The 26,422-nt window shown below is 57.2% G+C and carries 20 protein-coding genes; all 20 read left to right on the forward strand.

Going from position 1 to position 26,422, the window contains the following annotated elements:
• Window positions 1–13 precede the first annotated feature (13 nt).
• The 20 genes from tssK to tssE all read left to right on the forward strand — a co-directional run bounded on the left by tssK (window position 14) and on the right by tssE (window position 25,648).
• The gene (gene tssK / locus C1N56_RS05835) at window positions 14–1,354 is read left to right on the forward strand and encodes a type VI secretion system baseplate subunit TssK (protein ID WP_394517225.1); all 1,341 of its coding nucleotides are present in this window, start codon (window positions 14–16) and stop codon (window positions 1,352–1,354) included.
• Window positions 1,351–2,040, forward strand: a complete 690-nt coding sequence (gene tssL, locus C1N56_RS05840) for a type VI secretion system protein TssL, short form (protein WP_058781797.1) — start codon at window positions 1,351–1,353, stop codon at window positions 2,038–2,040. The genes tssK and tssL overlap by 4 nt, the downstream gene beginning before the upstream one ends.
• Window positions 2,037–3,743 carry an OmpA family protein gene (locus C1N56_RS05845; RefSeq protein ID WP_394517226.1) on the forward strand — a complete coding sequence of 569 codons (1,707 nt, stop codon included), beginning with the start codon at window positions 2,037–2,039 and terminating at the stop codon, window positions 3,741–3,743. Before tssL ends, C1N56_RS05845 begins: the two co-directional genes overlap by 4 nt.
• 3 nt (window positions 3,744–3,746) lie before the next feature.
• Window positions 3,747–4,238, forward strand: a complete 492-nt coding sequence (hcp, locus tag C1N56_RS05850; protein ID WP_021509115.1) for a type VI secretion system effector Hcp — start codon at window positions 3,747–3,749, stop codon at window positions 4,236–4,238.
• A 234-nt stretch (window positions 4,239–4,472) separates the two neighbouring features.
• Window positions 4,473–4,754, forward strand: a complete 282-nt coding sequence (locus C1N56_RS05855; RefSeq protein ID WP_288445122.1) for a type II toxin-antitoxin system RelE/ParE family toxin — start codon at window positions 4,473–4,475, stop codon at window positions 4,752–4,754.
• A 174-nt stretch (window positions 4,755–4,928) separates the two neighbouring features.
• Entirely contained in the window at window positions 4,929–7,586 is a 2,658-nt protein-coding gene (tssH, locus tag C1N56_RS05860) for a type VI secretion system ATPase TssH (RefSeq protein WP_394517227.1), read from the forward strand.
• Complete coding sequence (locus C1N56_RS05865; RefSeq protein WP_394517228.1) at window positions 7,583–9,961, forward strand: type VI secretion system Vgr family protein; 2,379 nt, start codon at window positions 7,583–7,585, stop codon at window positions 9,959–9,961. The genes tssH and C1N56_RS05865 overlap by 4 nt, the downstream gene beginning before the upstream one ends.
• The gene (locus C1N56_RS05870) at window positions 9,962–10,747 is read left to right on the forward strand and encodes a DUF4123 domain-containing protein (RefSeq protein ID WP_262257485.1); all 786 of its coding nucleotides are present in this window, start codon (window positions 9,962–9,964) and stop codon (window positions 10,745–10,747) included.
• A 57-nt stretch (window positions 10,748–10,804) separates the two neighbouring features.
• Window positions 10,805–11,338, forward strand: a complete 534-nt coding sequence (locus tag C1N56_RS05875) for a DUF3304 domain-containing protein (RefSeq protein ID WP_394517229.1) — start codon at window positions 10,805–10,807, stop codon at window positions 11,336–11,338.
• A gap of 273 nt (window positions 11,339–11,611) precedes the next feature.
• On the forward strand, window positions 11,612–12,145 hold the full coding sequence (locus tag C1N56_RS05880) for a DUF3304 domain-containing protein (RefSeq protein ID WP_058775852.1): 534 nt from the start codon (window positions 11,612–11,614) through the stop codon (window positions 12,143–12,145).
• Between the two features lie 274 nt (window positions 12,146–12,419).
• Window positions 12,420–12,953, forward strand: coding sequence for a DUF3304 domain-containing protein (locus C1N56_RS05885; protein ID WP_058785602.1), 534 nt, complete (start codon window positions 12,420–12,422; stop codon window positions 12,951–12,953).
• Window positions 12,941–15,391 carry a T6SS phospholipase effector Tle1-like catalytic domain-containing protein gene (locus C1N56_RS05890; protein WP_394517230.1) on the forward strand — a complete coding sequence of 817 codons (2,451 nt, stop codon included), beginning with the start codon at window positions 12,941–12,943 and terminating at the stop codon, window positions 15,389–15,391. The genes C1N56_RS05885 and C1N56_RS05890 overlap by 13 nt, the downstream gene beginning before the upstream one ends.
• A gap of 18 nt (window positions 15,392–15,409) precedes the next feature.
• On the forward strand, window positions 15,410–15,667 hold the full coding sequence (locus tag C1N56_RS05895; protein ID WP_058782050.1) for a PAAR domain-containing protein: 258 nt from the start codon (window positions 15,410–15,412) through the stop codon (window positions 15,665–15,667).
• A 77-nt stretch (window positions 15,668–15,744) separates the two neighbouring features.
• Complete coding sequence (locus C1N56_RS05900) at window positions 15,745–16,803, forward strand: hypothetical protein (protein WP_081317651.1); 1,059 nt, start codon at window positions 15,745–15,747, stop codon at window positions 16,801–16,803.
• Window positions 16,787–20,227 (forward strand): ImcF-related family protein, encoded by a 3,441-nt coding sequence (locus C1N56_RS05905; protein ID WP_394517231.1) that lies wholly within the window; start codon window positions 16,787–16,789, stop codon window positions 20,225–20,227. The genes C1N56_RS05900 and C1N56_RS05905 overlap by 17 nt, the downstream gene beginning before the upstream one ends.
• Window positions 20,224–21,825 carry a type VI secretion system protein TssA gene (gene tssA / locus C1N56_RS05910; protein WP_394517232.1) on the forward strand — a complete coding sequence of 534 codons (1,602 nt, stop codon included), beginning with the start codon at window positions 20,224–20,226 and terminating at the stop codon, window positions 21,823–21,825. Before C1N56_RS05905 ends, tssA begins: the two co-directional genes overlap by 4 nt.
• A gap of 41 nt (window positions 21,826–21,866) precedes the next feature.
• A complete protein-coding gene (tssF, locus tag C1N56_RS05915; protein ID WP_394517233.1) occupies window positions 21,867–23,621 on the forward strand; it encodes a type VI secretion system baseplate subunit TssF in 1,755 nt (584 codons plus the stop codon).
• Window positions 23,585–24,670, forward strand: a complete 1,086-nt coding sequence (tssG, locus tag C1N56_RS05920) for a type VI secretion system baseplate subunit TssG (protein ID WP_264442448.1) — start codon at window positions 23,585–23,587, stop codon at window positions 24,668–24,670. Before tssF ends, tssG begins: the two co-directional genes overlap by 37 nt.
• The gene (tssJ, locus tag C1N56_RS05925; RefSeq protein ID WP_264442450.1) at window positions 24,648–25,193 is read left to right on the forward strand and encodes a type VI secretion system lipoprotein TssJ; all 546 of its coding nucleotides are present in this window, start codon (window positions 24,648–24,650) and stop codon (window positions 25,191–25,193) included. The genes tssG and tssJ overlap by 23 nt, the downstream gene beginning before the upstream one ends.
• Window positions 25,193–25,648, forward strand: coding sequence for a type VI secretion system baseplate subunit TssE (gene tssE / locus C1N56_RS05930; protein ID WP_264442453.1), 456 nt, complete (start codon window positions 25,193–25,195; stop codon window positions 25,646–25,648). Before tssJ ends, tssE begins: the two co-directional genes overlap by 1 nt.
• Window positions 25,649–26,422: the final 774 nt, after the last annotated feature.

The following is a 26,422-nucleotide window of genomic DNA, read 5'->3' on the forward strand; positions in this document are numbered from 1 at the left end:
AGGCAGGAAGCCAATGAAAACGGAACAACCGTTATGGGGCAGGGGCGTTATGGTCTCTCCCCAGCACTTCCAGCAACAGGTTGCCTATGCGGCCTGGTCTGCGGAATGCATCGCCCGGCTGGGCCTCTGCCATCCCTGGGGGATGATTGCTGCCACCTTCGAACCTGATGCACTGAAGCTGGGCCGCCTGCAGGCCCGTCACCTGCACATCCGTTTCCCCGATGGCACGCTTATCGACACCGATAACGCCGATGACCTGCCGCCGGTGCTGATGCTTGAGGGCGAATCACAGGACGTGGTGGTGGTGCTGGCGCTTCCGCTGCTGCGGGCAAATGGCGGCAACTGCCTTAAACCCGATGAGGTGGCCGAGCGCCCTGTGCGTTATCGCCAGCGCTGGCGGGATGTCCGCAACACCTTTGGCGACGATACCCGGCAGATTGCAGTGATGCAGCCAGAGCTGACGCTGCGTTTTGCCCATCAGAACAACAGTGATTATCTGACCTGTCCGGTCGCCCGTCTGCAGCAGGATTCCCAGGGCAGCTGGGCACTCGATGAAACCTGGCTTCCGCCACTGCTGGCTCTGCAGGGCAGCCGCTGGCTGGTAACCCAGCTGGAACAATTGATGACGCAACTGCGTGCCCGTCTGAGTCGACTGATGTCCATGCGGCGTGAAAGTAACGAGCGCATGGCCGACTTTGCCGTGGCTGATGTGTCGTTGTTCTGGCTGCTCAATGCCCTGAACAGCGCAGAACCGGTGCTCGGCCAGTTTCAGCGTAACCTGCAAAGCCCACCGGAGCGTTTGTACCCGGAACTGGTGCGGCTTGCGGGCAGCCTGCTGACTTTCTCGCTGGAACATCAGGTGAGTGCTATTCCGGTCTGGCAGCATGAACAGCTGAATAGCGTCTTCCCGCCGTTGTTCGACTTACTGGGCGATCTGCTGGAAGCCAGCCTGCCGTCGCGGGTGGTGGCGATTGAGCTTGAGCACGATGCCCGGCTACACGTCTGGCAGGCCCGTCTGCATGACTCCCGTCTGCGCGAAGGGGCGGATTACTACCTTTCCGTGCGTTCACCGATGCCGGTGGCACAACTGCAGGAGCAGTTCCCGCGCCAGTGCAAGATCGGCAGTCCCGATCATGTCAGGAGTATCGTCAATTCCTCACGGGTGGGCGTGCCACTGACGCCACTGCGCCATGTGCCGGCAGCCATTCCGCTGCGTCTGGAAAACCAGTATTTCAGCCTTGATGTCTCGCATCCCCTGGCCAGTGAAATGCTTCAGAGCGGCACCTGTATGTTTTACGTTCCGGGCATGCTCGGCGAGCCTGAACTTGAACTTTTTGCGGTACTGAGAACATGAGTGAGCCTAAACGCAGTACTGCTGCGCCCATTGATATTGATGCTCTGCTGCAGGATACCTGGCTGCAGGTCATCAGCCTGCGTCACGGTCCGACGTTTCAGGATGGAGAAGGGCGCACGTTGTGGGAGCGTTGCATTGCCGATGTTGAACGTGTGCAGCGTGAGCTGAAAGCGAGCGAACTCGATGAAGTCAGCTGTCAGCATATTCTCACCGCACAGTGTGCGCTGCTTGATGAGGCGGTCAAAGGTCGTGGTGTGGAGGATGACGCCTGCGTGCAGTGGTATGACATTCCCCTGCAGGGGCACTTCCTCGGCACCATGGATGCCGGTGATACGCTGTGCGATCGCATGCGTGATGTGCTGCGTGAACCAGCGCCTGACCAGGCTGTCATGACCTGCTTTCAGCGGGTCATGATGCTGGGGTTCCTCGGCAGTTTCCGCTCTCTGAACGATCCGGAGCGCCAGAAGCTTATCAACGCGCTCAGTGAACATGTCACGCCGTTCAGCTATCCACCAACCCATCCGGTTCTGGCGGAAAGCCGTACCGGACGAGAAATGGGCGGCTGGCTGGCGTCATGGCCCGTGCGTATTGGCCTGAGCGTGGTGCTGGTGGCTGCGCTGTGGTGGGGACTGAGCCACTGGCTGGATCAGATGCTGGTGACCCTGCTGCCGGGAGCCGTGAAATGAGTCCTGCACAGCAGCGCGGGCTTGCGCTGTGGGCCGCCCTGCTGAGTGCCGTGGTTTGCCTGAGTTTCCTGCCGGTATCGCGACTGGTTTCGGTGCTCTTTCTGCTTGCGGTGCTGGGGCTTATCCTGGCGTTGTGGATTGTCGCCAGGCGTCGTGCGGAGCATGACGTCGCCCTAAATCTGGATGACCTCCCGGAAGCCACTTACCGTCAGCCTGTGGTGCTGGTCTGTGGCGATCTGCCGCTGGCATGTATGCAGCAGTCACCGGTGCTTACTGTGACACAGGGATGCTGGATCCGCGTGGAGGAACATCAGGATCTGCAACAGGTTGCCCGTCAGATACTGGGGTTGCGTCCTGACTGGGGCCGACAGCTGTCGGTGATGGTCAGCGTCTGTCCGCAAAAACACGCCGACAGCGAGCGGCTTACCCGTCGTCTGCTGGCGCTGCGCTGGCAAATCAGCCAGCTGCGTAAAGAAACCGGGCATTCTGTGCCGCTGGTTCTGAATGGTCAGGTTGGCAGTGCGATGACCAATGATCTGCTCTGGCAAGCGGCTATCCCTGGGGAAGGGGTGAGGGTCTGGCGTGCGTCTTCAACGCCGGGCTCAGTCGCTGCATGGGTCACCACCGGTGGCGCGCCTGCGATGCAGCAACAGGTGCTGATGAACAGCCTGATGAGCTGGTTCCATCAGCACGTTGAAGCTGTCTTTATCGATGAGAGCCCGGATGTTCCGGTCATTGCACCGGTTGCGGTGCTGTGGGGATTGGTACCGATCCTGGCAGGAAGTCTGGCCACCTCGGTCTGGACGGCATGGCTGTCCCGTTATACTGCGATGCAACAGGTAGCGGGCTGGCAGCCGGTGGGAACGGACAGTACGGTTATTGCCGCGTTGCCGGATTTTATCCTGCCGCTGCTGCCGGAAGGGCGAGGCCTGACGCCACGTGGGCGAGCCTTCCGTTATGCGCTCGCGATTTTCACGCTGGCGGCCATGGCTGCGCTGCTCAGCAGTGGCTGGAACAATCGCCAGTTGCTGCAGCGTGTCAGCTTCGATATTGCCCGTTATGAACGCATCCCGATGCAGGATTTCGCACCCAAAGCCGACGCCGTTGCCGTTCTGCGTGACGATGCGGCCGGGTTGGATGATCAGGCGCGCAATGGCGTACCGATGCGGATGGACCTTGGTCTATATCAGGGCGAGCGTCTGCGAATGCCTGTGCTGGATGCGATCCGTTCGTATGTGCCCCCGCCACCGCCGCCAAAACCGCAGCCGAAACCGGTGCCGAAAATTGTCCGCCTCGACAGCATGTCGCTGTTCGATTCCGGCAAATCTACGCTGAAAGCCGGGTCCACCAAAATGCTGGTGAACTCACTGGTCGGCATCAAAGCGAAGCCGGGCTGGCTGATTGTGGTCGCCGGCCACACCGATAACACCGGTAACCCGCAACTGAACCAAACGCTCTCTCTGAAACGTGCCGAAGCGGTGCGCGACTGGATGCGTGACACCGGTGATGTACCGGAAAGCTGTTTTGCGGTGCAGGGCTATGGCGAAAGCCGCCCAGTCGCAACCAATGACACGACGGATGGGCGTGCGCTTAACCGTCGCGTCGAAATCAGTCTGGTACCGCAGGCTGATGCCTGCCAGATACCGGGCAACCCCCAGACGTCATCGCAGGATGATGACGTATCACAACACAACGGAGAGTAATCCATGGCAATCCCTGTTTATCTGTGGCTGAAAGACGATGGCGGCGCGGACATCAAAGGTTCCGTAGACGTTAAGGACCGTGAAGGCAGCATCGAAGTTGTCGCTCAGGATCACAATATCTACATTCCGACCGACAACAACACGGGCAAACTGACCGGCACCCGTATCCACACGCCGTTTATGTTCACCAAGGAAATCGACTCGTCCAGTCCGTATCTGTACAAGGCAGTGACCACTGGCCAGACCCTGAAATCAGCAGAGTTCAAGTGGTACAAAATCAATGACGCCGGTCAGGAAGTCGAATACTTCAACACCAGACTCGAGAATGTGAAGGTGGTGAAAGTGAATCCATTGATGCATGACGTTAAGAATCCCTCTTACGAAAAGCACAATCACCTCGAACAGCTTGAACTGCGTTACGAAAAAATCACCTGGACCTACAAAGATGGAAACATCATTCATTCCGATAGCTGGAACGAACGTGCCACCGCGTAATGACCTGCCGTGCCAGGTGCTGCAGGGTTGTTGTTTAGAGTAACGCCTGATGCGGATGGGGAAACCTGTCCGCAGCTTTTAGCAAAGCCCCTTTGTGCTGAGGGGACAGTTTAAAAGTGAACATCCAAAAATCTGGCCTAATGCGCTTAGGCTTCCTTACTAAAAGGAAAAGCGATGGGCGGTAGCGTGCCTGAATGAATCAGGCTTATTTCTGAGACATAAAAGGAGAAAATTATGCCATTTACTTTTGATGATTCAGCTGCCAGGCAGCGCTGGGAAAGAGGAAAATCAATCAGTGTGCCGTCTGCAGGAATGCGGAAATATCACGACTGGCGTAGATATATTCTGACCGGCCGTTCTCCGTCAGATGCTGCAAGACTTGCAGGAGATATGAATTATGAAAAATTGAAGGGCAACAGTAACCTCTATTCTGTCCGGCTTACACAGCAGGACAGGGTTTTATTCTCGGTGGTAGGAATGTCCATAACGATCCTGGAAATTGGCGGCCATTATTAGACCCGGCCCAAATCAAAAAAACATACCATTTAATCGTCGCGTTTCAGATGCTGTAACCCTGCCTGAAAGGACATGAATTGTGTGCGGTGAGGCTCTTCCGGTTGGGGATATCTGAAACCGATAGTCCCCATACGGTAAAACCCGATAGTGCGCGTCAGAATGGAGAAAGTCTTTATGGAGCATCACGCATCAACCTTATTACGCCGCCTTAACCCTTACTGTGCTCGCGCACTGGAAGCCGCCGCCTCCCTGTGTCAGACCCGCGCCCATGCGGAAATTTTGCCGGAGCACTGGCTGCTGAAGCTGCTCGAACAGGGGGAAGGTGACCTGACGGTACTGGCACGCCGCTATGAGTGGGATATGGATATGCTGTGGCAGGATTTGCTTGCCTGGCTGGATAAACTGCCGCGTTCAGTCCGTCAGCGTCCGCAATTGTCTGACACTCTTCAGACGCTGATGCAGGAAGCCTGGCTGATTGCTTCTCTTAACGGTGAGGAACAGATCCGCAGCGTCCATCTGCTGATGGCGCTGGTTGATAAACAGAAACTGGTGCGCTGTGACGGGCTGTGGCCGCTGCTGACGCTGGGCCACAGTCAGCTGGAGCGTCTGCGCCCGCTGCTTGATGGGCAGTCGGAGGAACGCCCGGAACGGCAACAGGCAGCGGAACTTGCGCAGAGTCATGGTGGTGAGGTGGAGTTTGTCGGGCGCCCGGTCGGCGCGGCCATAAAGGAAGGCGAACTCAATCCAGCGCTGCAGAACGCACTCGATAAATTCACACTCGACGTTACTGCCAAAGCCAGAGAAGGCAAAATCGACCCGGTCTTTGGGCGCGATACGGAGATCCGCCAGATGGTGGATATTCTCTCGCGTCGTCGCAAAAACAACCCGATTCTGGTCGGCGAACCGGGCGTCGGCAAAACCGCGCTGGTGGAAGGCCTGGCTTTACGTATCGCTGAAGGCAACGTTCCGGAAAGCCTGAAGCCGGTTGTTCTGCGCACCCTCGACCTTGGTTTGTTGCAGGCGGGCGCAGGCGTGAAGGGCGAATTCGAACAGCGCCTGAAAAACGTGATTGATGCGGTGCAGCAGTCCCCGGTACCGATTCTGCTGTTTATCGATGAAGCGCACACCATCATTGGCGCCGGCAACCAGGCCGGCGGCGCGGATGCCGCCAACCTGCTCAAACCGGCACTCGCCCGTGGCGAACTGCGTACCATCGCCGCCACTACCTGGTCTGAATACAAGCAATACTTCGAACGCGATGCCGCGCTGGAGCGCCGCTTTCAGATGGTAAAAGTAGACGAGCCGGACGACGAGACCGCCTGCCTGATGCTGCGCGGCCTGAAAGCCCGCTACGCCGAACACCACAACGTGCATATCACTGATGATGCAGTACGCGCAGCCGTCACGCTGTCCCGCCGCTATCTGACGGGCCGCCAGCTGCCGGACAAGGCGGTTGCTTTGCTGGATACCGCCGCCGCACGTGTGCGGATGAGTTTCGACACGGTGCCAGAACAAATTGTGCGCCTGAAAGCAAAACTGACCGCGCTGGCACTGGAAGCGCAGGCGCTGCGGGAAGATATCGCCGCCGGCAGCAACCGTCACGATGACCGCCTGGGTGCCATTGAGCAGCAGCGGACTGAACTGGAGACGCGCATCGAAGAGCAGGAAGCACGTTTCAGCCACGAAAAAGCGCTGGCACAGCAACTGACGGCCAGCCGCCAGGACATCAGCCAGCAGGCTGAGATTTCCGACCTGCAACAGCGGCTCGAACAGGCGCAGCAGGGCGATGTGCTGGTTCAGGTGGATGTGGACACCCGCACCGTCGCGAATGTAATTGCCGACTGGACCGGCGTGCCGCTGTCCTCGCTGATGAAAGACGAGCAAACCGAACTGCTGATGCTGGAAAACGAAATCGGCCAGCGTGTGGTCGGGCAGGACGTGGCGCTGACCGCCATCGCCCGGCGCCTGCGCGCGGCGAAGACCGGACTCACGTCAGAGAACGGCCCGCAGGGCGTGTTCCTGCTGGTCGGCCCGAGTGGCGTCGGTAAAACCGAAACCGCGCTGGCGCTGGCGGACGTGCTGTACGGCGGTGAAAAATCGCTGATTACCATCAACCTGTCCGAGTACCAGGAGCCGCACACTGTTTCCCAGTTGAAAGGCTCACCGCCGGGCTACGTGGGTTACGGTCAGGGTGGCATTCTCACCGAAGCGGTACGCAAGCGCCCGTACAGCGTGGTACTTCTCGATGAGGTGGAAAAGGCGCACCGCGACGTCATGAACCTGTTCTACCAGGTGTTTGATCGCGGCTTTATGCGCGACGGCGAAGGGCGTGAAATCGATTTCCGCAACACCGTGATCCTGATGACCTCCAACCTCGGCAGCGACCATCTGATGCAGTTGCTGGACGAACAGCCGGAGGCCAGCGAAGGCAATCTCCACGAGCTGCTGCGCCCGATATTGCGCGACCACTTCCAGCCGGCGCTGCTGGCCCGCTTCCAGACGGTGATTTACCGCCCGCTGGCAGAAGCGGCGATGCGCACCATCGTGGAAATGAAGCTGTCACAGGTCAGCAAACTCTTACATCGTCACTACGGTTTGACCACGCAGATTGATGAGAGCCTGTATGGCGCGCTGACCGCCGCCTGCCTGCTGCCGGATACCGGCGCGCGCAACGTTGACAGCCTGCTCAATCAGCAGATTCTGCCGGTGCTGAGTCAGCAACTGCTGAGCCACATGGCCGCCAGACAGAAACCACAGTCGCTATGGCTGAGCTGGAGCGAGGAAGAGGGGATCGGGCTGGAGTTTGACCGGACTGAAGGAGATAACGCATGAACTCCCGTCTCCCGATCAGATTCAGCCACAGCCATCACCAGTTGTCGGTGAAAGGATGTGAAGCCGGGCTCGATGTACTGGCGTTTGACGGCGATGAGGCGCTCAGCCGGCCGTTCAGCTACCGTATTGAATTCACCAGCTCTGACCATGCCATCAGCAAAGAGATGATGCTGATGAAAGCGGCCTCCCTGACGCTGCAGGCCCCGGTTGACCAGGGTTACGGCATCAAAATGCAGCAGGCGGTGCGCACCCTTCAGGGCGTGGTGAGCGGCTTTGAACGCCTCGGTACATCAAAAGATGAAACTCATTATGCCCTGACGCTGCAGCCACGCCTGGCGCTGCTCGACCGTTCACACCAGAACGCCATTTATCAGGACATGTCGGTGCCGCAGATTGTGGAAAAAATCCTGCGCGAGCGTCACAACCTGCGCGGTCAGGATTTTCTGTTCTCGCTCTCAAAAGAGTACCCGCGCCGGGAGCAGGTGATACAGTACGGCGAGGATGACCTGCGCTTCATTACCCGCCTGCTGGGTGAGGCGGGTATCTGGTTCCGCTTTACCACGGATACGCGTCTGAACATCGACGTGGTGGAGTTTTACGACGGTCAGCAGGGGTATGAAAAAGGCCTGACGCTGCCCTCAGTGCCGCCGTCGGGCCAGCATTCAGACGGAGTGGACGCGGTGTGGGGGATGGAGAGCCATCATAACGTGGTGCAGAAGCAGGTCAGCACCCGCGACTACAACTACCGCCAGGCCACGGATGACATGAATACCGAGGTTGATGTGACCCGCGGGGATGCCACCACCTGTGGAGATGCCTACCACTGGGGGGACAACTACCTTACCCAGGGTAATGCGTACGACCGCAATCCGGCTGCGGAGTCGGGGGCATTCTATGCCCGCATTCGTCATGAGCGCTACCTGAATGGCCAGACCCGGACCCATGCCATCACCAGCTGCCCGACCCTCTATCCCGGTCAGGTGCTCAACGTCATCGGTGGGTATGAAGTGGCCGAGGTGTTCAGCAAGGGCGTGGTCATCACGGCGATGCGCAGCCATGCGCGGCGTGACCGGGATTTTGAAGTGCATTTTGACGGGATCCCGGACAGCACGGATTTTAGTTTCCGTCCTGAGCCAGGCTCACGCCCGATGATGGCCGGCACATTACCAGCCCGCGTCACCAGCACCACCGAGAATGACACCTACGGCCACATCGATAAAGACGGCCGCTATCGCGTCAACATGCTGTTTGACCGGGATAACCGGGAAACCGGGTTCGAGAGCCTGTGGGTGCGCCAGTCCCGCCCGTATGCCGGCGATACTTACGGTCTGCACCTGCCGCTGCTGGCGGGCACCGAAGTGGCGATTGGCTTTGAGGACGGTAACCCGGACCGGCCGTACATCGCCGGCGTGCTGCACGACTCGGCGCACGGCGACCACGTCACCATCCGCAACTACAAACGCAACGTGCTGCGCACGCCGGCGAACAACAAAATCCGCCTCGACGACGAGCGCGGAAAAGAGCATGTCAAGGTCAGCACCGAGTACGGCGGCAAGAGTCAGCTGAATCTGGGGCACCTGGTCGACGGCGAAAAGCAGAAGCGTGGGGAGGGTTTCGAGCTCAGAACCGACAGCTGGGGCGCCATCCGGGCACAGAAAGGGATGTTCATCAGCGCTGATGGCCAGACGAAAGCACAGGGCCAGGTGCTGGAGATGCAGCCGGCGGTCAGTCTGCTAAAAGGAGCGTTGAATCAGGTAACTGGATGGGGAGCGATTACGCAGACTCACCACAACATAACGCCTGATTCTGGGCCATTAAGAGCATTTGTTTCCGCTGCCAGTGAGCTTAAAGAGCCTGCGCTGCTGCTGTCTTCACCTAAAGGTATTGCCGCCGTTACGCCGGAAACGACTCTGTTGCACAGCGGGAAAGGGTTGTACCTGCAAAGCCTGGGAGAAGTCAATATCACCGCAGCACAGCGCTATTCGGTGAACGCAAGTCAGGCGGTTTCGCTGCTAGCCCTACAGGAAGGAATGCGGCTGGTATCTGCCAAAGGTGCACTGGAGATTGAATCACATAGTGATGTGCTGTCGCTGACTTCCCTGAAGGATGTCACCGTCCAGTCAACGCAGGGACACCTGCAGCTGACGGCAAAGAATGGGATCACGCTCGCCTGCGGTGGCGCTTACATCAAGCTGACGCCACAGGGCGAAATCAACGTGCATGGTCCAGGCCTGTTAAGCCTCAAGGGGCAACATAAATTACAGGGCCCGGCGAGTGAGGATTATCCGCTGCCTGAATTGCCTTCATCAGTATGCAAAGAGTGTCTGAAAAAGGCGCAGCGGCTGGCACAGGGCTTTGTGCCAAGGGAGGCATAAATGAACACGACCCATATCACTGACTGGGTGAATCTGCTTCAGCAAACCTGCGCTGATATAAACCTGAACCACCTTGATTTTATTCTCGACCAGTGCGGTATTGATTTTTCCGTCATTCCGGTACTGCACGATTTTTCACCACCTTTGGTATGGCAGTCTCTCTATCAGGGCTTGCCGGAAGATGCCCTGCCAGAAGAGTCGCCGCTGTTGATCAGGATCTCTTTGAACGATCCGCTTCAGAAACAGTGGTTGATTGAGCTGGCTCAGAAAGTACAAAAGACTGCTCCACTACTGGTGCTCTGTTCTCCCTGGCCTTTCGCTACGCTGGCGGAATGGTTAACAACCTGCACCGATGCGACACATGAAGGACGGGCGGGGCTGTTCAGATACTTTGATGCCCGTATTTTTCCTTATTTGTTCTCTCATATTCTGGAACCTGATCAGCAGGCCCAGTTGCAGCGCCCGGCGCTGTTCTGGAGCTGGCTGGATCCTGACGAGAAGCCGGGGGTGCTGATGGGGCAGGGAGCACAGCCCGCCATCAACGAGAAGTGCCAAAACATCGCTTTGAGCGATAGCCAGTTTGAAGCCCTGATGTGCATCTGCGATGCCAGGCTGATGCTTCGCTATCGGGACGTTCCCGATACGGGATTTGCTTCGCAGACTGAACGGTTTACGGCCTGTTTCAACGGCATGCTTTCAGCCACCGCCAAAGGGATGATACTGGATAAAGAGCGCGAGGATTGGGTGATTAAGACCCTGATCGGACGGTCCTCAGCAGAAGTCTGAAAGTGGGTTCATGAGGCAGTTCGCCTTCCGGAGAGGCTGCCATACAAGGAATGTAAAATGAAATTACGACATTACCTCATGGTACTGGGTGCCCTGCTGCTGGCGGGCTGTAGCCAGCCGGTGGCAAAGGCGGAAAACCGGAGCGGCGGCGGTGGGATTATTGTCGCCATCAACCATACCAAATTGGCGATCAACCATTTCAGCGTCGACGGTCAGTCGGGCATCGATGCTATTGGTCCGTATCAGGGCGGCGGCGGGGGGTGCTGCTATGGCGTGCCGGCGAAATGGCGACCGGGTATGACGGTGAGGGTGGACTGGGAAAGTGGCGAAGCATCAACAAAAGGGTTTCCAGGATTCGCTGATTCAAAAAAATACAGAGAATGGCGAGATAAAATTAAGGCCCAGAATAAGCAGCACAGTGCGGTGGTACCAGTTCCGGACTATACGGGGCAGGAAATCTGCGGGATCACGGTGCATTTTCTGCCCTGTGATGAGGTGAAAGTGACGACCAGTTGTGCCAACTATGGCCATCCGGAACATCCGATCAAAGAGCCCCTTAAGATGCCGGAGCCAAAAGTATGTCCAAAATAATCACCGATCTGGCGTGGTTCCCGCCAGCGTTTCCGGCTCAGGGCGTTTACCCACCAGGGCTGCGCTGATGGGCGCAAACTGCGCGCTGCAGGACAGCCACGAGCTTACCTGGTGGCAGGACTGTGTATATCAGCCTTTTTTTGACGGCACCGGCAATAACCTTAATCACGTTCTGGCCTTTATTCCCCTTCAGTAATGCTCAGCCATGCCATCACGAATAGTCATGGCTGAGCAAGACGGACGTCATCCGTTTCTTCATCAAAGGAATGCAAAATGAAAATACGACATTATCTCGTGGTACTGGGTGCCCTGCTGCTGGCGGGCTGTAGCCAGCCGGTGGCAAAGGCGGAAAACCGGAGCGGCGGCGGTGGGATTATTGTCGCCATCAACCACACCAAATGGGCGATCAACCATTTCAGCGTCGACGGTCAGTCTGGCATCGATGCTATTGGTCCGTATCAGGGCGGCGGCGGGGGGTGCTGCTATGGCGTGCCGGCGAATTGGCGGCCGGGTATGACGGTCAAAATCGACTGGGAAACAGGAGTGGGATACTCAATGGATTTTCCGGGTTATGCCGATGAACAAAAATTTTTATCCTGGGCCCAAAAAATAAAAGCCCAGAATAAGCAGCACAGTGCGGTGGTACCAGTACCGGATTATACGGGGCAAAAAACCTGCGGGATAACGGTGCACTTTATGCCCTGTGATGAGGTGAAGGTGACCACCAGCTGCGTGAGCCCCGGCCGGCTGGGCTACCCGATCAACGAGCCCCTTAAGATGCCGGAGCCGAAAGTATGTCCAAAATAATTACCGATCTGGCATGGTTCCCGCCAGCATTTCCGGCTCAGGGGCGTCTACCCACCAGGGCTGCGCTGGTTGGCGCAAACTGCGCGCTGCAGGACAGCCACGAGCTTACCTGGCGGCAGGACTGTGCATATCAGCCTTTTTTCGACAGAACCGGCAATAACCTTAATCACGATCTGGTTTTTATTCCTCTTCAGTAATGCTCAGCCATGCCATCCCGAAAAGTCATGGCTGAGCAAGACGCACGTCATCCGTTTCTTCATCAAAGGAATGCAAAATGAAAATACGACATTACCTCGTGGTACTGGGTGCCCTGCTGCTGGCGGGCTGTAGCCAGCCGGTGGCAAAGGCGGAAAACCGGAACGGCGGCGGTGGGATTATTGTCGCCATCAACCACACCAAATGGGCGATCAACCATTTCAGCGTCGACGGTCAGTCTGGCATCGATGCTATTGGTCCGTATCAGGGCGGCGGCGGGGGGTGCTGCTATGGCGTGCCGGCGAAATGGCGACCGGGTATGACGGTGAAGGTCGACTGGGAAACGGGGGTGGGCGGCTCAAAGGGTTTTCCCGGCTTTGCAGATAGAGAGAAGTTCAAAAAATGGAAAAAAAATATGCAGGCCCAGAATAAGCAGCACAGCGCGGTGGTACCAGTACCGGATTATACGGGGCAAAAAACCTGCGGGATCACGGTGCACTTTCTGCCCTGTGATGAGGTGAAAGTGACGACCAGCTGTGTAAGCCCCGGCCGGCCGGGGTACCCAATCAACGAGCCATTGCAAATGCCGGAGCCGAAAGTATGTCCAAAATAATTACCGATTTGGCATGGTTCCCGCCAGCGTTTCCGGCTCAGGGGCGTTTGCCCACCAAGTCTGCGCTGGTTGGTGCAAACTGCGCGCTGCAGGACAGCGATGAACTGGCCTGGCGGCAGAAGCTGTGCCTGGCCGCCAGGCGGCGCGTGGAGCCTCCCTGCTGTAAAACTTTACACATCAGCCTGTTTTTTGACGGCACCGGCAATAACCTCAATCACGACTTATATATTGCTGACCCAAAGCACCCCACTAATATTGCCCGCCTGTTCCGCGCCACTATCGGCCAGGGCTATGCCGGAGGGCTGGCAGATAAAACAGCGGAGCTGCTGGATGCCAGCGGCAGCGGCGATGACAAATACTACAAATATTATATTCCCGGCGTCGGGACACCTTTCCCCGAGGTGAACGACCTGGATTTCAGCATGATGGGGCTGGCGGCGGCGACGCACGGGGAAGACAGAATCAACTGGGGCCTGCTGCGGATTATCGATGCCCTGAAGCGGACAATGGGCCTGGATACGCTGTCGGACGACGAAAGCTGGAAGGCGGTGGAAAAAATGGCCACCTCTATGGCGTCCTTTGGGCTGACCGGCGCTGCCAACCGTTTTGAGACCTTCCATAGCCTGCTGAAAGATATGGCACCAGAGCTGCAAAAGGCTCTGGTACCCACCGAGCCCGGAAAGCCAAAGCTGTTGGGAATCAAGCTGTACGTGTACGGCTTTTCCCGCGGCGCAGCGGCAGCACGAGCTTTTGTCCGCTGGCTTAGCGAACTGCTGCCAAAGCCTGAGGAGGGAAAAGACAAACCCGAGCAGTGCCTGGCAGTGGGCGATCTGAAAATTTCGCTCAGTGTGGAGTTCCTGGGCCTGCTGGACACGGTGGCCTCGGTGGGAGTGGCGCATATCGCCCCGGTGGCGGAAGGGCATATGGGCTGGGCAGACGAGACCCAGGAACTGCCGGCAGAGAAGATCTACGGCGGCTTGATTAAAAAGTGTGTCCATCTGGTCTCTTCCCACGAGCAGCGGCTGTGTTTCCCGCTGGATTCGATCCGCCGTCCGGATGGTACGTATCCGGCGAACAGCCAGGAGGTGGTTTATCCGGGAATGCACTCGGATTTAGGCGGGGGATATCCACCGGGAGATCAGGGAAAGGCCAATGGTGATGGCGATAGTTTGCTGTTGTCACAAATTGCTTTAAATGAAATGTACGCCGCTGCTTTTGAATCAGGTGCCCCTCTAAAAGTTCCAGAGGATAGTTTACCTGAGGATCTTAAAACTCAGCGCTGGAGGGTAATGGATGCCGATAGAGTCTTAGAATTCGATATTGATACTGCTTTAGTCAATCGTTTCAACGCCTGGCGCGAGCTTACCCTCGGTCTGAGTTCGTCCACAGTCCCGATTCTCCCCGAACAAGCCGCAATATACGATCCACCGCGCGCGCCGGTCAGCCTGGAGAAAGCCCTTGAAGATCAGATGGGCTGGATCACCGCCTGGCGTATTAACCGCTATGCCGGGGGAACCTACAAGACCCAGCGCTTCTATGTCGATTCGGCGGCAAATGGGCTGGATAAAGACAGCGATCCGCTGGTCAGAAAGCAGTCTGAGGATGACTGGAAAGAAGCACAGAAAAAAGTTGACGATGCTCGTAAGGAAATAATTGCCGAACATAAACCTGAAGATGGCTTCCTGATGCTCCCGCCGGGGCCAAAGGATTTCGACGCCGCGCTGGGGCAAACCCAGCTGCGTCAGGCCGCAGAGGAGTTCAGAGAGGATTACCACGGCCTCTCCCGGTCGGGTACCGGTAACTGGATTTTTACTGCGGTTGATTCAATGAGTAACGCCATCTTCCTGCTGAATAACGATAATGAGTATGGCGAATGGCTCAGCATGAAAACCGCCGGAGACGATCGTGTAAAAGTGCTTTTCCCGGCGGCCGGCGAAGCGAGTAACGCCACTGAACCAGGCGGGCTGGTGCGGGCACTGTTTGACGATCAGATCCACGATTCCCGCGCGTGGTTTATGCACAACGCCTTCGGCTCCCGCGAACCCTGGGGCAGCTATTTCCTTTACCGGATGATCTATTTCGGCAGCTGCAGCAGTAAGCCAATGACGCCGTTGATGATTGCCGGAGCGGTGGTGGGCGTCGCGACCCTTGCCGCAGGCGCGGCCGTTATCATCAGACAGAAAAGCGCGAAGGGCAAACTCGCGGGGCTTGCCGGTACCGCGGGTGCCGTTTACCTCGAAACGCAGGCCATCGATCTGCTTTCCGGCAAACCGCTGCCAATGCTGCCCAACGCTGCACAGCTGCAGGCGCCAACGATGGAGCCAGGCACAGTGGTGGCTCAGCAAACGCAGCTCATCAGCGATCAGCGGCTGGCACTGGCAAAAACGATGATTGAGTCCAGCTGGGCGGAAAATCTTAAGGCGACCGTAACGGCCTGATTCAGGGAAGGATGAAGGATGAAAACAGTGATACGCGAGGGCGATACCCTGCGGGAGTACGGTGGGAAAGTGCTGGGCGGGCATTATCTGTGCTTCGGGAAAGGGATCGCCTGTAAAGGCGATGCAGTGAAGTGCAATAAACATGGCATCACGGTCATCAGTGAAGGCAGTTCGTTATCGGAAGTGGACGGACAGCCGGTGGCGCTGCATGGTCATCGTTGTGCCTGTGGCTGCACGCTGGTGAGCTCTTTTCCCGATTGCGGCATTGAGCTGTGAGACCATTCCCGGAGTATCCACCCTACCGGGTGGCGCGCGCCCCTGACGGCAAGCGATGGCTGTCAGCGGGGGCGCTGATGGTGTTGCTGTGCGGGGGAGGCGGCGCGCTGCTTCATCCTGCCGGGAGCGGTGCCGGACTGGTGATAAAAGGAATGACAAGCGCGGTGATTCTGATGGGCGTGCTCTGGTTAATACGCCTGCTGTATTACCGGACGTCGGCCCATAACGCCCGGTATTACCAACAACTGGTTGAGCAGCAGCAGCAGGCCTGGTGGCAGCGGCATCAGCACCGTTTCGCGCTTAGTGAAATGGTGCTGCTGGGCCCGGCCGGGACCGATTCGCCACACTGGTTGCGGCTGCTAAAGCGGGAGCATCGGGTTCCTGAGATAAAAAATGAGTCGAGCGGGAAAGCGCTGCGTATCGGTCGAACGCTGGTCGATACGGTGGCTGAACGCGAGGCTTTGCTGGCAAAAATGCTGGTGCTGCAATGGCGGACGCAGCGTGCAGATTCCTCTCTGCCACGCTTATGGCACTGCTACTGGCAGGGTTCTCTGGATGCCTGGCGTGCATTCTGTAGCCAGATGCAGGTTTCATTTCCGGACGTGGCGCTTCCTGAAAAACCGGAGACATGGCAAGGCGAAGAGACGTTGTCTGCACTTGCCGCAACGGCTCAAACGCTCCCTGAAACAGAGGCCATTCTGGTCGCCGGGTGTCATTCAATAGCTGCCTCGTTTAATTCTGCGCAGCCTGCCGGTGAGTCCGCTGCACTGTGTCTGGTCGCGCATAAAGGGCTGATCAGTCTCACCCGGGGGGAAGTTTACGATATCGCCGGGAAAGAGGTTTTAACCGCAGTCTGCGAACGAGCGGAGCAGCAAAGCGACCTCGAAACGCCGCATGACACCTGCATCCTGTTCTCACAGCCGGCGCTGCCCGCCCTGGCGCAAAGCGGCTGGAATGTGACCCATCACGTTCAGGACCTCAACTGGGGGAACCCCGGTGATATGGAAATGCTTATCGTGCTGATTCTGGCGGCTCTTTACGCAAAAAATTATCAACAACCCTGCGGCTGGATAGCCAAAGATCCTCTACATACTCTCGCTCTTGGAATTATTAAACCTTATGGTGAAGGAAAATAAACCCGCTGAATTTTCGGTGTTTGCCACGGCGGTGTTGTTTGTTGCTACTGTCACGCTACTTGTGCTGGCAGGTGGGTTACTGTGGTGGTATTGGGGGGAAGATCTCTCCACGGAATGGGACGTGATACGTCGAATCATGACGGCCTGTTTTGTTGTCTGGGGAGTGTCGCTCTGCGTACTGGTGCTGGGGTTTATCGCTTTTCATTTAATGATTCGGGAAAAAGTGATGGGAGAGGCTTCTTCCAGACCGGTCAAAAATAAAAGAACGCTCCGTCTGCCGCTCAGGGCGGACATCAGCAACCATCTCCGTCGTCGTTATAGCCTCTTCTGGCGAAGTAAAGTCCGCCTGCTGTTAGTCACAGGCGATGAAAACGCCATTGCTCAGTTGGTGCCCAACCTGCAAGCCCGCCAGTGGCTGGAAGGCAACCGCACGGTCTTGATTTACGGCGGCAGCCTGACTGCTGAATCCGATAAGGAAAAATACACCGCGCTGCGTAAACTGCGCCGCGGGCGCCCGCTGGACGGGATTGTCCGCGTCATGCCGCCGTCGTTTAATCTGACTCCGCAAATCAGTGACAACGATTTACGCGGTCTGGAAAAAATCAGCGAACTGCTGCGCTATTCCGCTCCGGTTTATTTGTGGCAGCTGTGCGACAGCGCCTGGTCGCAGGCAAAACGCACTGAACAGACGGTAGGGGCGACTTTTCCCCTGCGTGCTGAGCCTGACGATATTTGTCGTCAGCTTGAACGGATGCTGTCGGACCTGCGGACGCAGGGGGTGAGTCAGGTCGCTGAGAACAACGGCCACGACTTCCTGCTGCGCCTGGGCCAGCACCTCAAACACGGCGGTATCGCCCGCTGGGCTCAGCAACTGGTGCCATGGCTGACAGCCTCTCAGCAGCGTGTTCCGCTGCGTGGTCTGATGTTCAGCCTGCCGGACAGTCACTCAATTCATCCGACAGAGGGAACAGCCGACGCAGAGAAATATATCCCGGAATCACAACGCCATGCGCTGACCCTGCCGATGACCTGGCAGGGTATCGTGGACGACTGTACTCGTATTCGTGGCCGCCGAGTCGGTATGGCGTGGGAACAGACGCTTGCCTGGACGCTGATGGCCATCATGGGTATCTGGGGCGCGGGAACGCTGCTGTCGTTCGCGGTCAACCGTCAGCAGATCGTTTCTGTTGCTGAGCAGGCCCATGCTCTGGTGGAGCATCCTGCGGTATCGGATGAGCAGCTGACGGCGCTGCATACGCTGCGTAATCATGCCGGTCGCCTGCAGCATCGTATTCAGGAAGGCGCACCCTGGTATCAGCGTTTTGGCCTGGACCATAACCCGCAGCTGCTCGAGGCATTGCTGCCCTGGTATGGCGTGACGAACAACCGCCTGATCCGCGATCCGGCCAGTGCTGCGCTGACTAAAAAACTCAATGCGCTGGCGAATTCCGAACCGAACAGCGATCGGCGCGCTCAGCTGGCGACGCTGGGCTATGACCAGCTGAAGGCCTGGCTGATGATGGCGCGTCCGGATAAAGCCGACGGCGCGTATTACGCCCAGACCATGAAAGCAGTGCAGCCGACGCGAAAGGGCATTTCAACCGGCCTGTGGCAAAGCCTGGCGCCGGATTTGTGGGCTTTCTACATTAACGAACTGCCTGGGCAACCACAGTGGAAAATCACCCCGGATGCGCAGCTGGTGAGCCAGAGCCGCCAGGTGCTGTTGCAACAGATTGGCCGGCGTAACGCCGAAAGCACGCTGTATGAAAACATGCTCACATCGGTGCGCCGTAACTTTGCCGATGTGCCGCTGGAAGACATGACCAGCGGTACTGATGCCCGCCGCCTGTTCACCACTGATGAAGTAGTACCGGGCATGTTCACCCGTCAGGCGTGGGAGGGCGGTATTCAGCAGGCTATCGAAAAGGCCGCCAACTCCCGCCGGGATGAAATTGACTGGGTGCTGAGTGACAGCCGGAAAGCGGTCTCTTCAGATCTGTCGCCGGAGGCCCTGCAAGCACGCCTGACGCAACGTTACTTCACCGACTTTGCCGGTAGCTGGCTGAGCTTCCTTAACAGTCTGCGACTTAATCCTGCTAACAACATCGCAGACGTTACCGACCAGCTGACGCTGATGAGCGATGTCCGTCAGTCGCCACTGATTGCCCTGATGAATACCATTGCCTGGCAGGGGCAGACCGGCCAGCACAGCGAAAGTCTGTCGGATTCCATTATCAAATCGGCTAAAGATCTCGTAAGTGGACAGGACAAGCCAGCGATTGACCAGTCTGCATCAGGGCCGCAGGGACCGCTGGATGACACCTTTGGCCCACTGCTTCAGCTTTTAGGTAAAAATAAAGGCAGCAACGTTATGTCGACGGACACTTCACTGAGCCTGCAGACGTATCTGACCCGCATCACCCGCGTGCGTCTGCGCCTGCAGCAGGTGGCCAGCGCCTCTGATCCGCAGGCAATGATGCAGACTCTGGCGCAGACCGTGTTCCAGGGCAAAAGTGTGGATCTGACCGACACCCAGCAGTACGGCAGTCTGATTTCGGCAAGCCTGGGCGAAGAGTGGAGTGGTTTTGGCAGCACGATGTTTGTCCAGCCTCTGACTCAGGCCTGGGAGACCGTGCTTCAGCCGTCGGCGGCGAGCCTGAATGATAAATGGAGCCGCTCGGTTGTCGCCAACTGGCAAACTGCCTTTGACGGACGTTTCCCGTTTGCCGCCAGCAAAAGTGATGCCTCTTTACCCATGCTGGCTGAATTTGTGCGCAAGGACAGCGGGCGTATCGAGCGCTTCCTGACGACAGAGCTCAACGGGGTGCTGCACAAAGAGGGCAGCCAGTGGGTGCCGGATAAGGTCAACAGCCAGGGGCTGAGCTTTAACCCGGCCTTGCTGCGGGCGATTAACCAGCTGAGCCAGCTGTCTGACATTCTGTTCACCGATGGCAGCCAGGGCATCAGCTTTGAGCTGCAGGCGCGTCCCGTACCGCAGGTCGTGGAAACCCAGTTGATTATTGATGGACAAAAGCTGCACTACTTCAATCAGATGGCCGACTGGCAGAGCTTCCGCTGGCCGGGTGACACTTACAAGCCGGGGACGATGCTGACCTGGACCTCAGTCAACGCCGGTGCGCGTCTGTTCGGGGATTACACCGGAACCTGGGGCTTTATTCGCTGGCTGGACCAGGGCAAACGCCAGCAGCTTGACCGCAGCCAGTGGATGATGAGCTTTACTGCCCCGGACGGTCGCACTTTGCAGTGGGTGCTGCGCTCACAACTCGGGAAAGGTCCGCTGGCGTTGCTGGATCTGCGCGGTTTCACGCTGCCGGATCAGATATTCAGTGTCGACAGCGCGGCCACCGCGCAGGCGCTGATGGCTAACACCGCAAACAGTGACATGGAGGTGGTCGAAGAATGAGCACACTGCAGAATCTGGTCACCGCCTGTCAGGCTGACGAAAGTCAGCTGCGACAACAGGCGCAGGCACGCACGGAAAACTGGCAGCCCTGGCTTGCGCCGGTAAGTAGCGCCAGTCCGACCGGTGAAGACCCGGGCTATGATGATGATTTTCAGCGTATCCGCGAAGAGGTCAATAAGCTCTCCGGCATTGATACCGGGTTGATTTGTACGCTTGCCGAAAAACTGCTGACCACTGCGGCCAAAGATATCCGCGTTGCAACTTATTACTGCTGGGCGCGCCTGCACCGGGACGGCGAAGCCGGTTTTGCCGAAGGACTTGAGCTGCTGGCGGGATTGCTACAGCGTTATGGCACGCAGCTTCATCCTCAGCGCGAGCGGAGCCGTAAACCGGCGCTGGAGTGGCTCGCAGGCTCCCGTGTTCTGGACAGCCTGTCACTCTGGCCGGAAGTGATTCGCGACGATGCACTGCGCACTGCCGGTGCGCTGCTGCTGTTGCGCGACAGTCTGGACACAGAGCCGGAAGCATCGCGGCCAGAGCTGAATGCCCTGTACAGCGCGCTGGAATCCCGCCTGATGAAGGCCGGTGGTGTGGATGCCGTGGTACCGCAGAATGCAGGTAATAAGGCGCTGTCACAGATATCCACGCCTGTGACGGAGCCAGATGCGCCTGTGCTGAGCCGCATCACCTCTGGTCAGGATTTGCTGGCCCAGGCCCGCACCCTGACCGGATATCTGCGTGAGCAACCCGATGGCTGGCTTGCCGCACACCGGCTGATGAAAAGCCTGCGTCATGACACGCTGCACAGCATTCCTGCGCCGGATGCACAAGGCAAAACCCGCATAGATCCGCCTCGCGCAGACCAGCGTGCCATGCTCAAACGCCTGTATTTGCAGCAGAGCTGGCTGGAGATACTGGAGCAGGCGGACAGTACCTTCTCGCGTGGCGCCAATCACCTCTGGCTGGATTTGCAGTGGTATATCCACCAGGCGCTGATGAAATCGGGGCATGAGGTGCTTGCCGGGATCATCGCCGCCGACCTGAAAGGATTACTGCGTCGCCTTACCGGGCTTGAAACCCTGGCCTTTAATGACGGTACGCCGTTTGCTGATGAAGTGACGCTGAACTGGATAAATCAGAACGTACTGGACGATATGTCCGGCTGGCGGGATGAGCCGGTCAGTGCCGCCGGTGAAACAGATAACGATATCCTGGCTCTCGAGCCGGAAGCGCTGGATAAAGCGGACACCGACGGTCTGGATGCCACGCTTCGCTGGCTACAGACACGCCCGGGCACCGACTCGACAAAAGACAGATGGTTGCTGCGTTTGCTGATGGCCCGCGTGGCCGAGCAGAAGGGCAAAAATGAACTGGCCCTGCATCTGCTGGGAGAGCTCGACAGTGCCGCACAGTCAATTACCCTCACGCAGTGGATACCGGCATTGCTGTTTGAAGTGAAATCCCGACGCCTCAGACTGCTACGCATGAAAGCCACACGCAGTGAAACCGATAAATTACGGTTACAGCCAGAGATGGACCAGCTTCTGGCGGGTCTGATTGCGCTCGATCCGGCCAGCAGCGCAGTGCTTTGCGGTTAAAACGCCAGGCATACCTTTCAAACACACATATTCAGGTTTTTATGGATGATTTAACCCTGCGTTATTACGACGCTGAAATGCGCTACCTGCTGGAAGCCGGTGAAGAGTTTGCCCGTGCTCACCCCGAGCAGGCGGCAATGCTCAATCTCGATAAAGCAGGAGCGCGCGACCCGTACGTGGAGCGACTGTTCGAGGGCTTTGCCTTCCTGATGGGCCGGCTGCGCGAGAAGCTCGACGACGACCTGCCTGAACTGACCGAAGGGCTGGTCAGCCTGCTGTGGCCACATTACCTGCGTACCATTCCGTCCATGTCGGTGGTGGAATTCACCCCTGACTGGCGCGAGATGAAAGAGCCGATGCGCATCGTCAAAGGTTTTGAGGTGAACTCGCGGCCGATCGGCGAGAAAGGCACGCGCTGCCGGTATACCACCACCAGAGAGATGACGCTTCAGCCGTTGTCGCTGGAACATGTCCGTCTGTCGACTGACCCTGACGGGCGTTCGGTTATTACTCTGCGTTTTCACTGCAGTGACCTGGCTGACTGGACGCGCATCGACCTGAGCTGTATTCCGCTGTATTTCAACGCCGACGCGCCGCTGGCCTGTGCCATGCATGAAGCCTTCACCATGAATGTCGCCCGCCTGTGGCTGCGCCTGCCGGGTGACATGGACAGAAGACCGCTCGACGGGTATTTCACCGCGCTGGGCTTTGGCGATAACGACGACCTGTGGCCGAAGGGCAGCAGCAGTTTCAGCGGCTATCAGCTGTTGCTGGAGTATTTCACCTTCCGCGAGAAATTCATGTTCACGGGCCTGCGTGGGCTGGAGACCGTGGTCTTTCCGGCTGAGCTCCCCTGGTTTGAAATCGACGTGGTGCTGGCGGAGCGCTGGGAACATGACTTCAGCTTTACCGAAAAACATCTGCGCCTGAACTGTGTGCCGGTGATTAACCTATTCCCGCTGGAGTCAGACCCGCTGACGCTCAACTCTCTGCAGACCGAATACATGCTGCGCCCGATGCGCGTGCAGGATGGTCATACCGAGATTTACGCGGTGGATTCGGTGATGTCATCCAGCCAGCATACCTACGTACCGTTTTCGAGCTTTCGCCACAAAGGCGGCATGATGCGCCATCAGGCCCCGGAATATTACTACCATACTCGCGTACGTCGCGGTCCGTCCGGACTGCATAACACCTGGCTTATCCTCGGCGGTGAAGCGTTTGATAACCACACGGTACCGGAAGACGAGAGCCTGTCGCTGACGCTCACCGGCACCAACGGCCAGCTGCCACGACGTGCTCTGCAGAGCACGGTGCTTGATACGGTGATGAAAACCACCTCAGCCAGTATCGCCGTGCGTAACCTGTGTGCGCCGACACTACCCTGTTATCCACCGGCGCAGGACCGTTTCCACTGGCGCGTGCTGAGCCATCTCGGCAGCGGATTCCTGTCGATGATGGATAACGCCGACGTGCTACGCGGGACGCTGGCGCTGTACGAATGGACCGACAGTGAGATGAACCGCCGTCGGCTGGAAGCCATCATTGATGTGAAGCACCGCGAAACCGAGCGTTTCGAACAGGGCTATCTGGTACGCGGTGTGCAGATTGAGGTGACGCTGGACAGTCACGGCTTTGCCGGGCGCGGCGACATCTGTCTGTTCGGCGAGATGCTGAGCCGCTTCTTTGCGCTGTATACCGATATCTATCTGTTCAACCGCCTGATTATCATCCTGCAACCGACCGGAGAGCGCCTGGAATGGGAAGAGAAGCACAATCGCCGCATTCCCGGCTGACCCCGCGGCTGGAAGCCGACCTTCACCGCATCAACTTTTACCGCTTATGCCAGTTGCTGGAGAAGCGTAATCCTGGCAGGCCGCTGCTGGGCTCGACCAGCCACCCGGCGGATGACCCGGTGCGGTTTGCGCCACATCCGGGGATGGGATTTCCGGCCAGCGAAATAAAGACTGTCGAATATGACGAGGAGGATGACAGCAAGCCACCGCTCATCCGCACGACCTTTATGGGGATGTACGGTGTCGATTCTCCTTTGCCCACAGCGTACCTTGATGACATCACCCAGCGCCGCGAAGGGCACGAAGCGCTGCAGGGTTTTCTGGATATCTTCAGCCACCGTATCCTGACGCAGTTTTACCGTGTCTGGCGTAAATACTCCTACCCGGCCACATTTGAGCCCGGCGGTACTGACGCTATCTCGCAGTCACTGCTGGGTCTGGTGGGACTGGGGATACCGGGCACCGCAGAGCACATTGCCACCCCGGTATCCCGATTTCTGGCGCTGCTGGGTGTGCTGCAGCAGCCAGGTAAAACCCAGGAGGGGATGCAGGCCCTGGTGAGCCTGCTGGCACCCGACACGACGGTGCAGGTGAGCCCGTATTGCCTGCGACCGGTAGCTGTCAGCCAGCCGCTGGGCTTTTACGGTGATGACGATTTTCTGCTGGATGGCAACACGCCGCTGGGCGAAGAGGCGATGGATGCCAACAGCCAGCTGCTGATTGCTCTGTCCACCGATAACGAGCAGGAATCACAGGGCTGGAAACCGGACGGCCTGCTGTATCAGGACTTTCTGGTGATGCTGCGGGTGTATCTCGGCTGGCGCTTTAAAGCAAAAATCACCCTGACCACCCGAACCCGCCTGCTGGCTGCGCCGCCGCTCGGCGAAGGCCCATTCTGGCTGGGGATGAATGGCGTTCTGGGCGCGGAAGACGAAGATCTCCCGAAGGATATTCCGCAGACCTTTACCACAGAACTGGGTTATTACGCCGGGCTGGAGCCTGCATCATCACAACAAGGAAACCGACGTGTTACGTACAAGTTTGATTAAATCCGCATGCTGGCTACCTGCGCTACTGGCATTCAGCCTGACGGGGTGTGGGGTGACGCAGGGGATCACCGATGGCACTAAATCGGCATTTAACGCCGTGTTTTACAAAAAGATTAAGGTGCTGCACCTGGATTTCACCGCTCGTGAGGCGCTGAACACCGATTCCCGTGAAAGTAACTCGCTGTCTGAGCCGGTGGTTATTCGTGTCTGGCAGCTGAAAGACCGTAAAACCTTCGACAAAACGGTCTATCAGCAGCTCCTCAGGGATGGCGACACGATCCTGAAACCCGATCTGCTGGCGACCCGGGATGTAGTGGTAAAACCTGGCGGTGATGCGAACCTCGATATGCCAATGGAAGAAGATGCGCAGTTTGTCGCCGTGGCAGGGCTGTTCCGCCATCCGGATAGAGTTAACAACACCTGGAAGCTGGTGATAGGGCGTGAAGACCTTGACCCGGATAAGCCGCGCATTCTGGAAGCCGGTAACAATCATCTGACACTGCAACCGCTCAAGGACGACTGATGCCCCAGGGACATAACACACCTTCGCTGTATGAAATGCTCACCGGCAACTTCACCGGTGGCCTCGATCTGCATCAGGTCAGCGAACAAAATCAGGTGATTTTGTCCGTACTTGACAATATGCAGCGCATCCTCAACTGCCGCGCCGGCACGCTGGCGCATCTGCCGGACTATGGTCTGCCCGATATGACCAAAATCCTGCAGGGCATGCCGGGTACTGCCCATGAGCTGATTGGCACCCTGTCTGCTGTTCTGCTCAGGTATGAGCCGCGCCTGAAAAAAATTACTGTCGTCATGCTGGAGCAGAATGTCCCCGGCGAGTTGCATTATGCCATTGATGCTGAATTGAAAGACATTGGCCTCGTACGCTATGGCACCGAGTTTATGCCCGAGGGAAGGGTTCTGTTGAGGCATCTGAAGCAGCAGCATTATCTTGATCATCAGGCCAGAGTGTAGCCCGGCTATTGAATGAATATCCGTAACAAAAAACTGGCAGCAAGTGATGACGTGCGATGGGCATGATTCGGACATCCCATGAATTATCAAAATGGCTAAATACGACCGGGCCTTACGTGTGAAAAAATGACATCAGAATTCAGGAAATGGAGACAATTAGTAATACATACACAAAGCTATAAGTTGATTTTCCTTTGCTGTAGCAAGCGGTGCTTCAACATCTACTGTTATTTTTTCATTGCAGGTCAGGCACTGATATCTCCATCATGATGTCTGCCTTGTTAATTTTTGTCGCCACTAACGAGTGCAAATCCATGCCAATAAACAGGGGGGTGCTATTTTATTGATTATAATTTAATGATGTGAAATGAAATTGAGCTGATTTCCTTAGTGATGAGAAAGCATTTGACGCATTGGAGATATAGCAAGCAAATCTGTGTTAATCCTATCCTGAAACCTGAAGGTATTTCTGTTCGCCAAAGTGAATCATTTAACCAATTGAAAGTAGTGTGACCTATCAGATGGCAATGATAACCCAAAGAGATTGAATATTTAATCAATTTTACGGGATTTAATATTGATGTTTTTACTCAGTAACCACTGCGCCAGTATGTTGTTATCGTGGAGCATGTATTGTAATTAGGATGTCAGAAATATAGTGGCTTAGGACCGTCTTGCCCCGGTTGATGTCCGAATTATTAAAGTAGCCAACTCATCATTGGTGGCTGATAAAAGGACTGATGTTATAAAAGTTGATCACTGATGCATTCATTG

The organism is Pantoea sp. SGAir0175, from assembly GCF_043547855.1.

Excerpts from the sequence above, each read along its gene's own strand:
- tssA (WP_394517232.1), top strand. The coding sequence starts at position 20,224 with ATGAGCACACTGCAGAATCTGGTCACCGCCTGTCAGGCTGACGAAAGT.
- C1N56_RS05885 (WP_058785602.1), top strand. The coding sequence starts at position 12,420 with ATGAAAATACGACATTACCTCGTGGTACTGGGTGCCCTGCTGCTGGCG.
- C1N56_RS05845 (WP_394517226.1), top strand. The coding sequence starts at position 2,037 with ATGAGTCCTGCACAGCAGCGCGGGCTTGCGCTGTGGGCCGCCCTGCTG.
- hcp (WP_021509115.1), top strand. The coding sequence starts at position 3,747 with ATGGCAATCCCTGTTTATCTGTGGCTGAAAGACGATGGCGGCGCGGAC.
- tssF (WP_394517233.1), top strand. The coding sequence starts at position 21,867 with ATGGATGATTTAACCCTGCGTTATTACGACGCTGAAATGCGCTACCTG.
- tssG (WP_264442448.1), top strand. The coding sequence starts at position 23,585 with ATGGGAAGAGAAGCACAATCGCCGCATTCCCGGCTGACCCCGCGGCTG.
- tssE (WP_264442453.1), top strand. The coding sequence starts at position 25,193 with ATGCCCCAGGGACATAACACACCTTCGCTGTATGAAATGCTCACCGGC.
- C1N56_RS05870 (WP_262257485.1), top strand. The coding sequence starts at position 9,962 with ATGAACACGACCCATATCACTGACTGGGTGAATCTGCTTCAGCAAACC.
- tssL (WP_058781797.1), top strand. The coding sequence starts at position 1,351 with ATGAGTGAGCCTAAACGCAGTACTGCTGCGCCCATTGATATTGATGCT.
- C1N56_RS05895 (WP_058782050.1), top strand. The coding sequence starts at position 15,410 with ATGAAAACAGTGATACGCGAGGGCGATACCCTGCGGGAGTACGGTGGG.
- C1N56_RS05855 (WP_288445122.1), top strand. The coding sequence starts at position 4,473 with ATGCCATTTACTTTTGATGATTCAGCTGCCAGGCAGCGCTGGGAAAGA.
- C1N56_RS05875 (WP_394517229.1), top strand. The coding sequence starts at position 10,805 with ATGAAATTACGACATTACCTCATGGTACTGGGTGCCCTGCTGCTGGCG.
- tssH (WP_394517227.1), top strand. The coding sequence starts at position 4,929 with ATGGAGCATCACGCATCAACCTTATTACGCCGCCTTAACCCTTACTGT.
- C1N56_RS05890 (WP_394517230.1), top strand. The coding sequence starts at position 12,941 with ATGTCCAAAATAATTACCGATTTGGCATGGTTCCCGCCAGCGTTTCCG.
- C1N56_RS05905 (WP_394517231.1), top strand. The coding sequence starts at position 16,787 with ATGGTGAAGGAAAATAAACCCGCTGAATTTTCGGTGTTTGCCACGGCG.
- C1N56_RS05880 (WP_058775852.1), top strand. The coding sequence starts at position 11,612 with ATGAAAATACGACATTATCTCGTGGTACTGGGTGCCCTGCTGCTGGCG.
- C1N56_RS05900 (WP_081317651.1), top strand. The coding sequence starts at position 15,745 with ATGGTGTTGCTGTGCGGGGGAGGCGGCGCGCTGCTTCATCCTGCCGGG.
- tssK (WP_394517225.1), top strand. The coding sequence starts at position 14 with ATGAAAACGGAACAACCGTTATGGGGCAGGGGCGTTATGGTCTCTCCC.
- C1N56_RS05865 (WP_394517228.1), top strand. The coding sequence starts at position 7,583 with ATGAACTCCCGTCTCCCGATCAGATTCAGCCACAGCCATCACCAGTTG.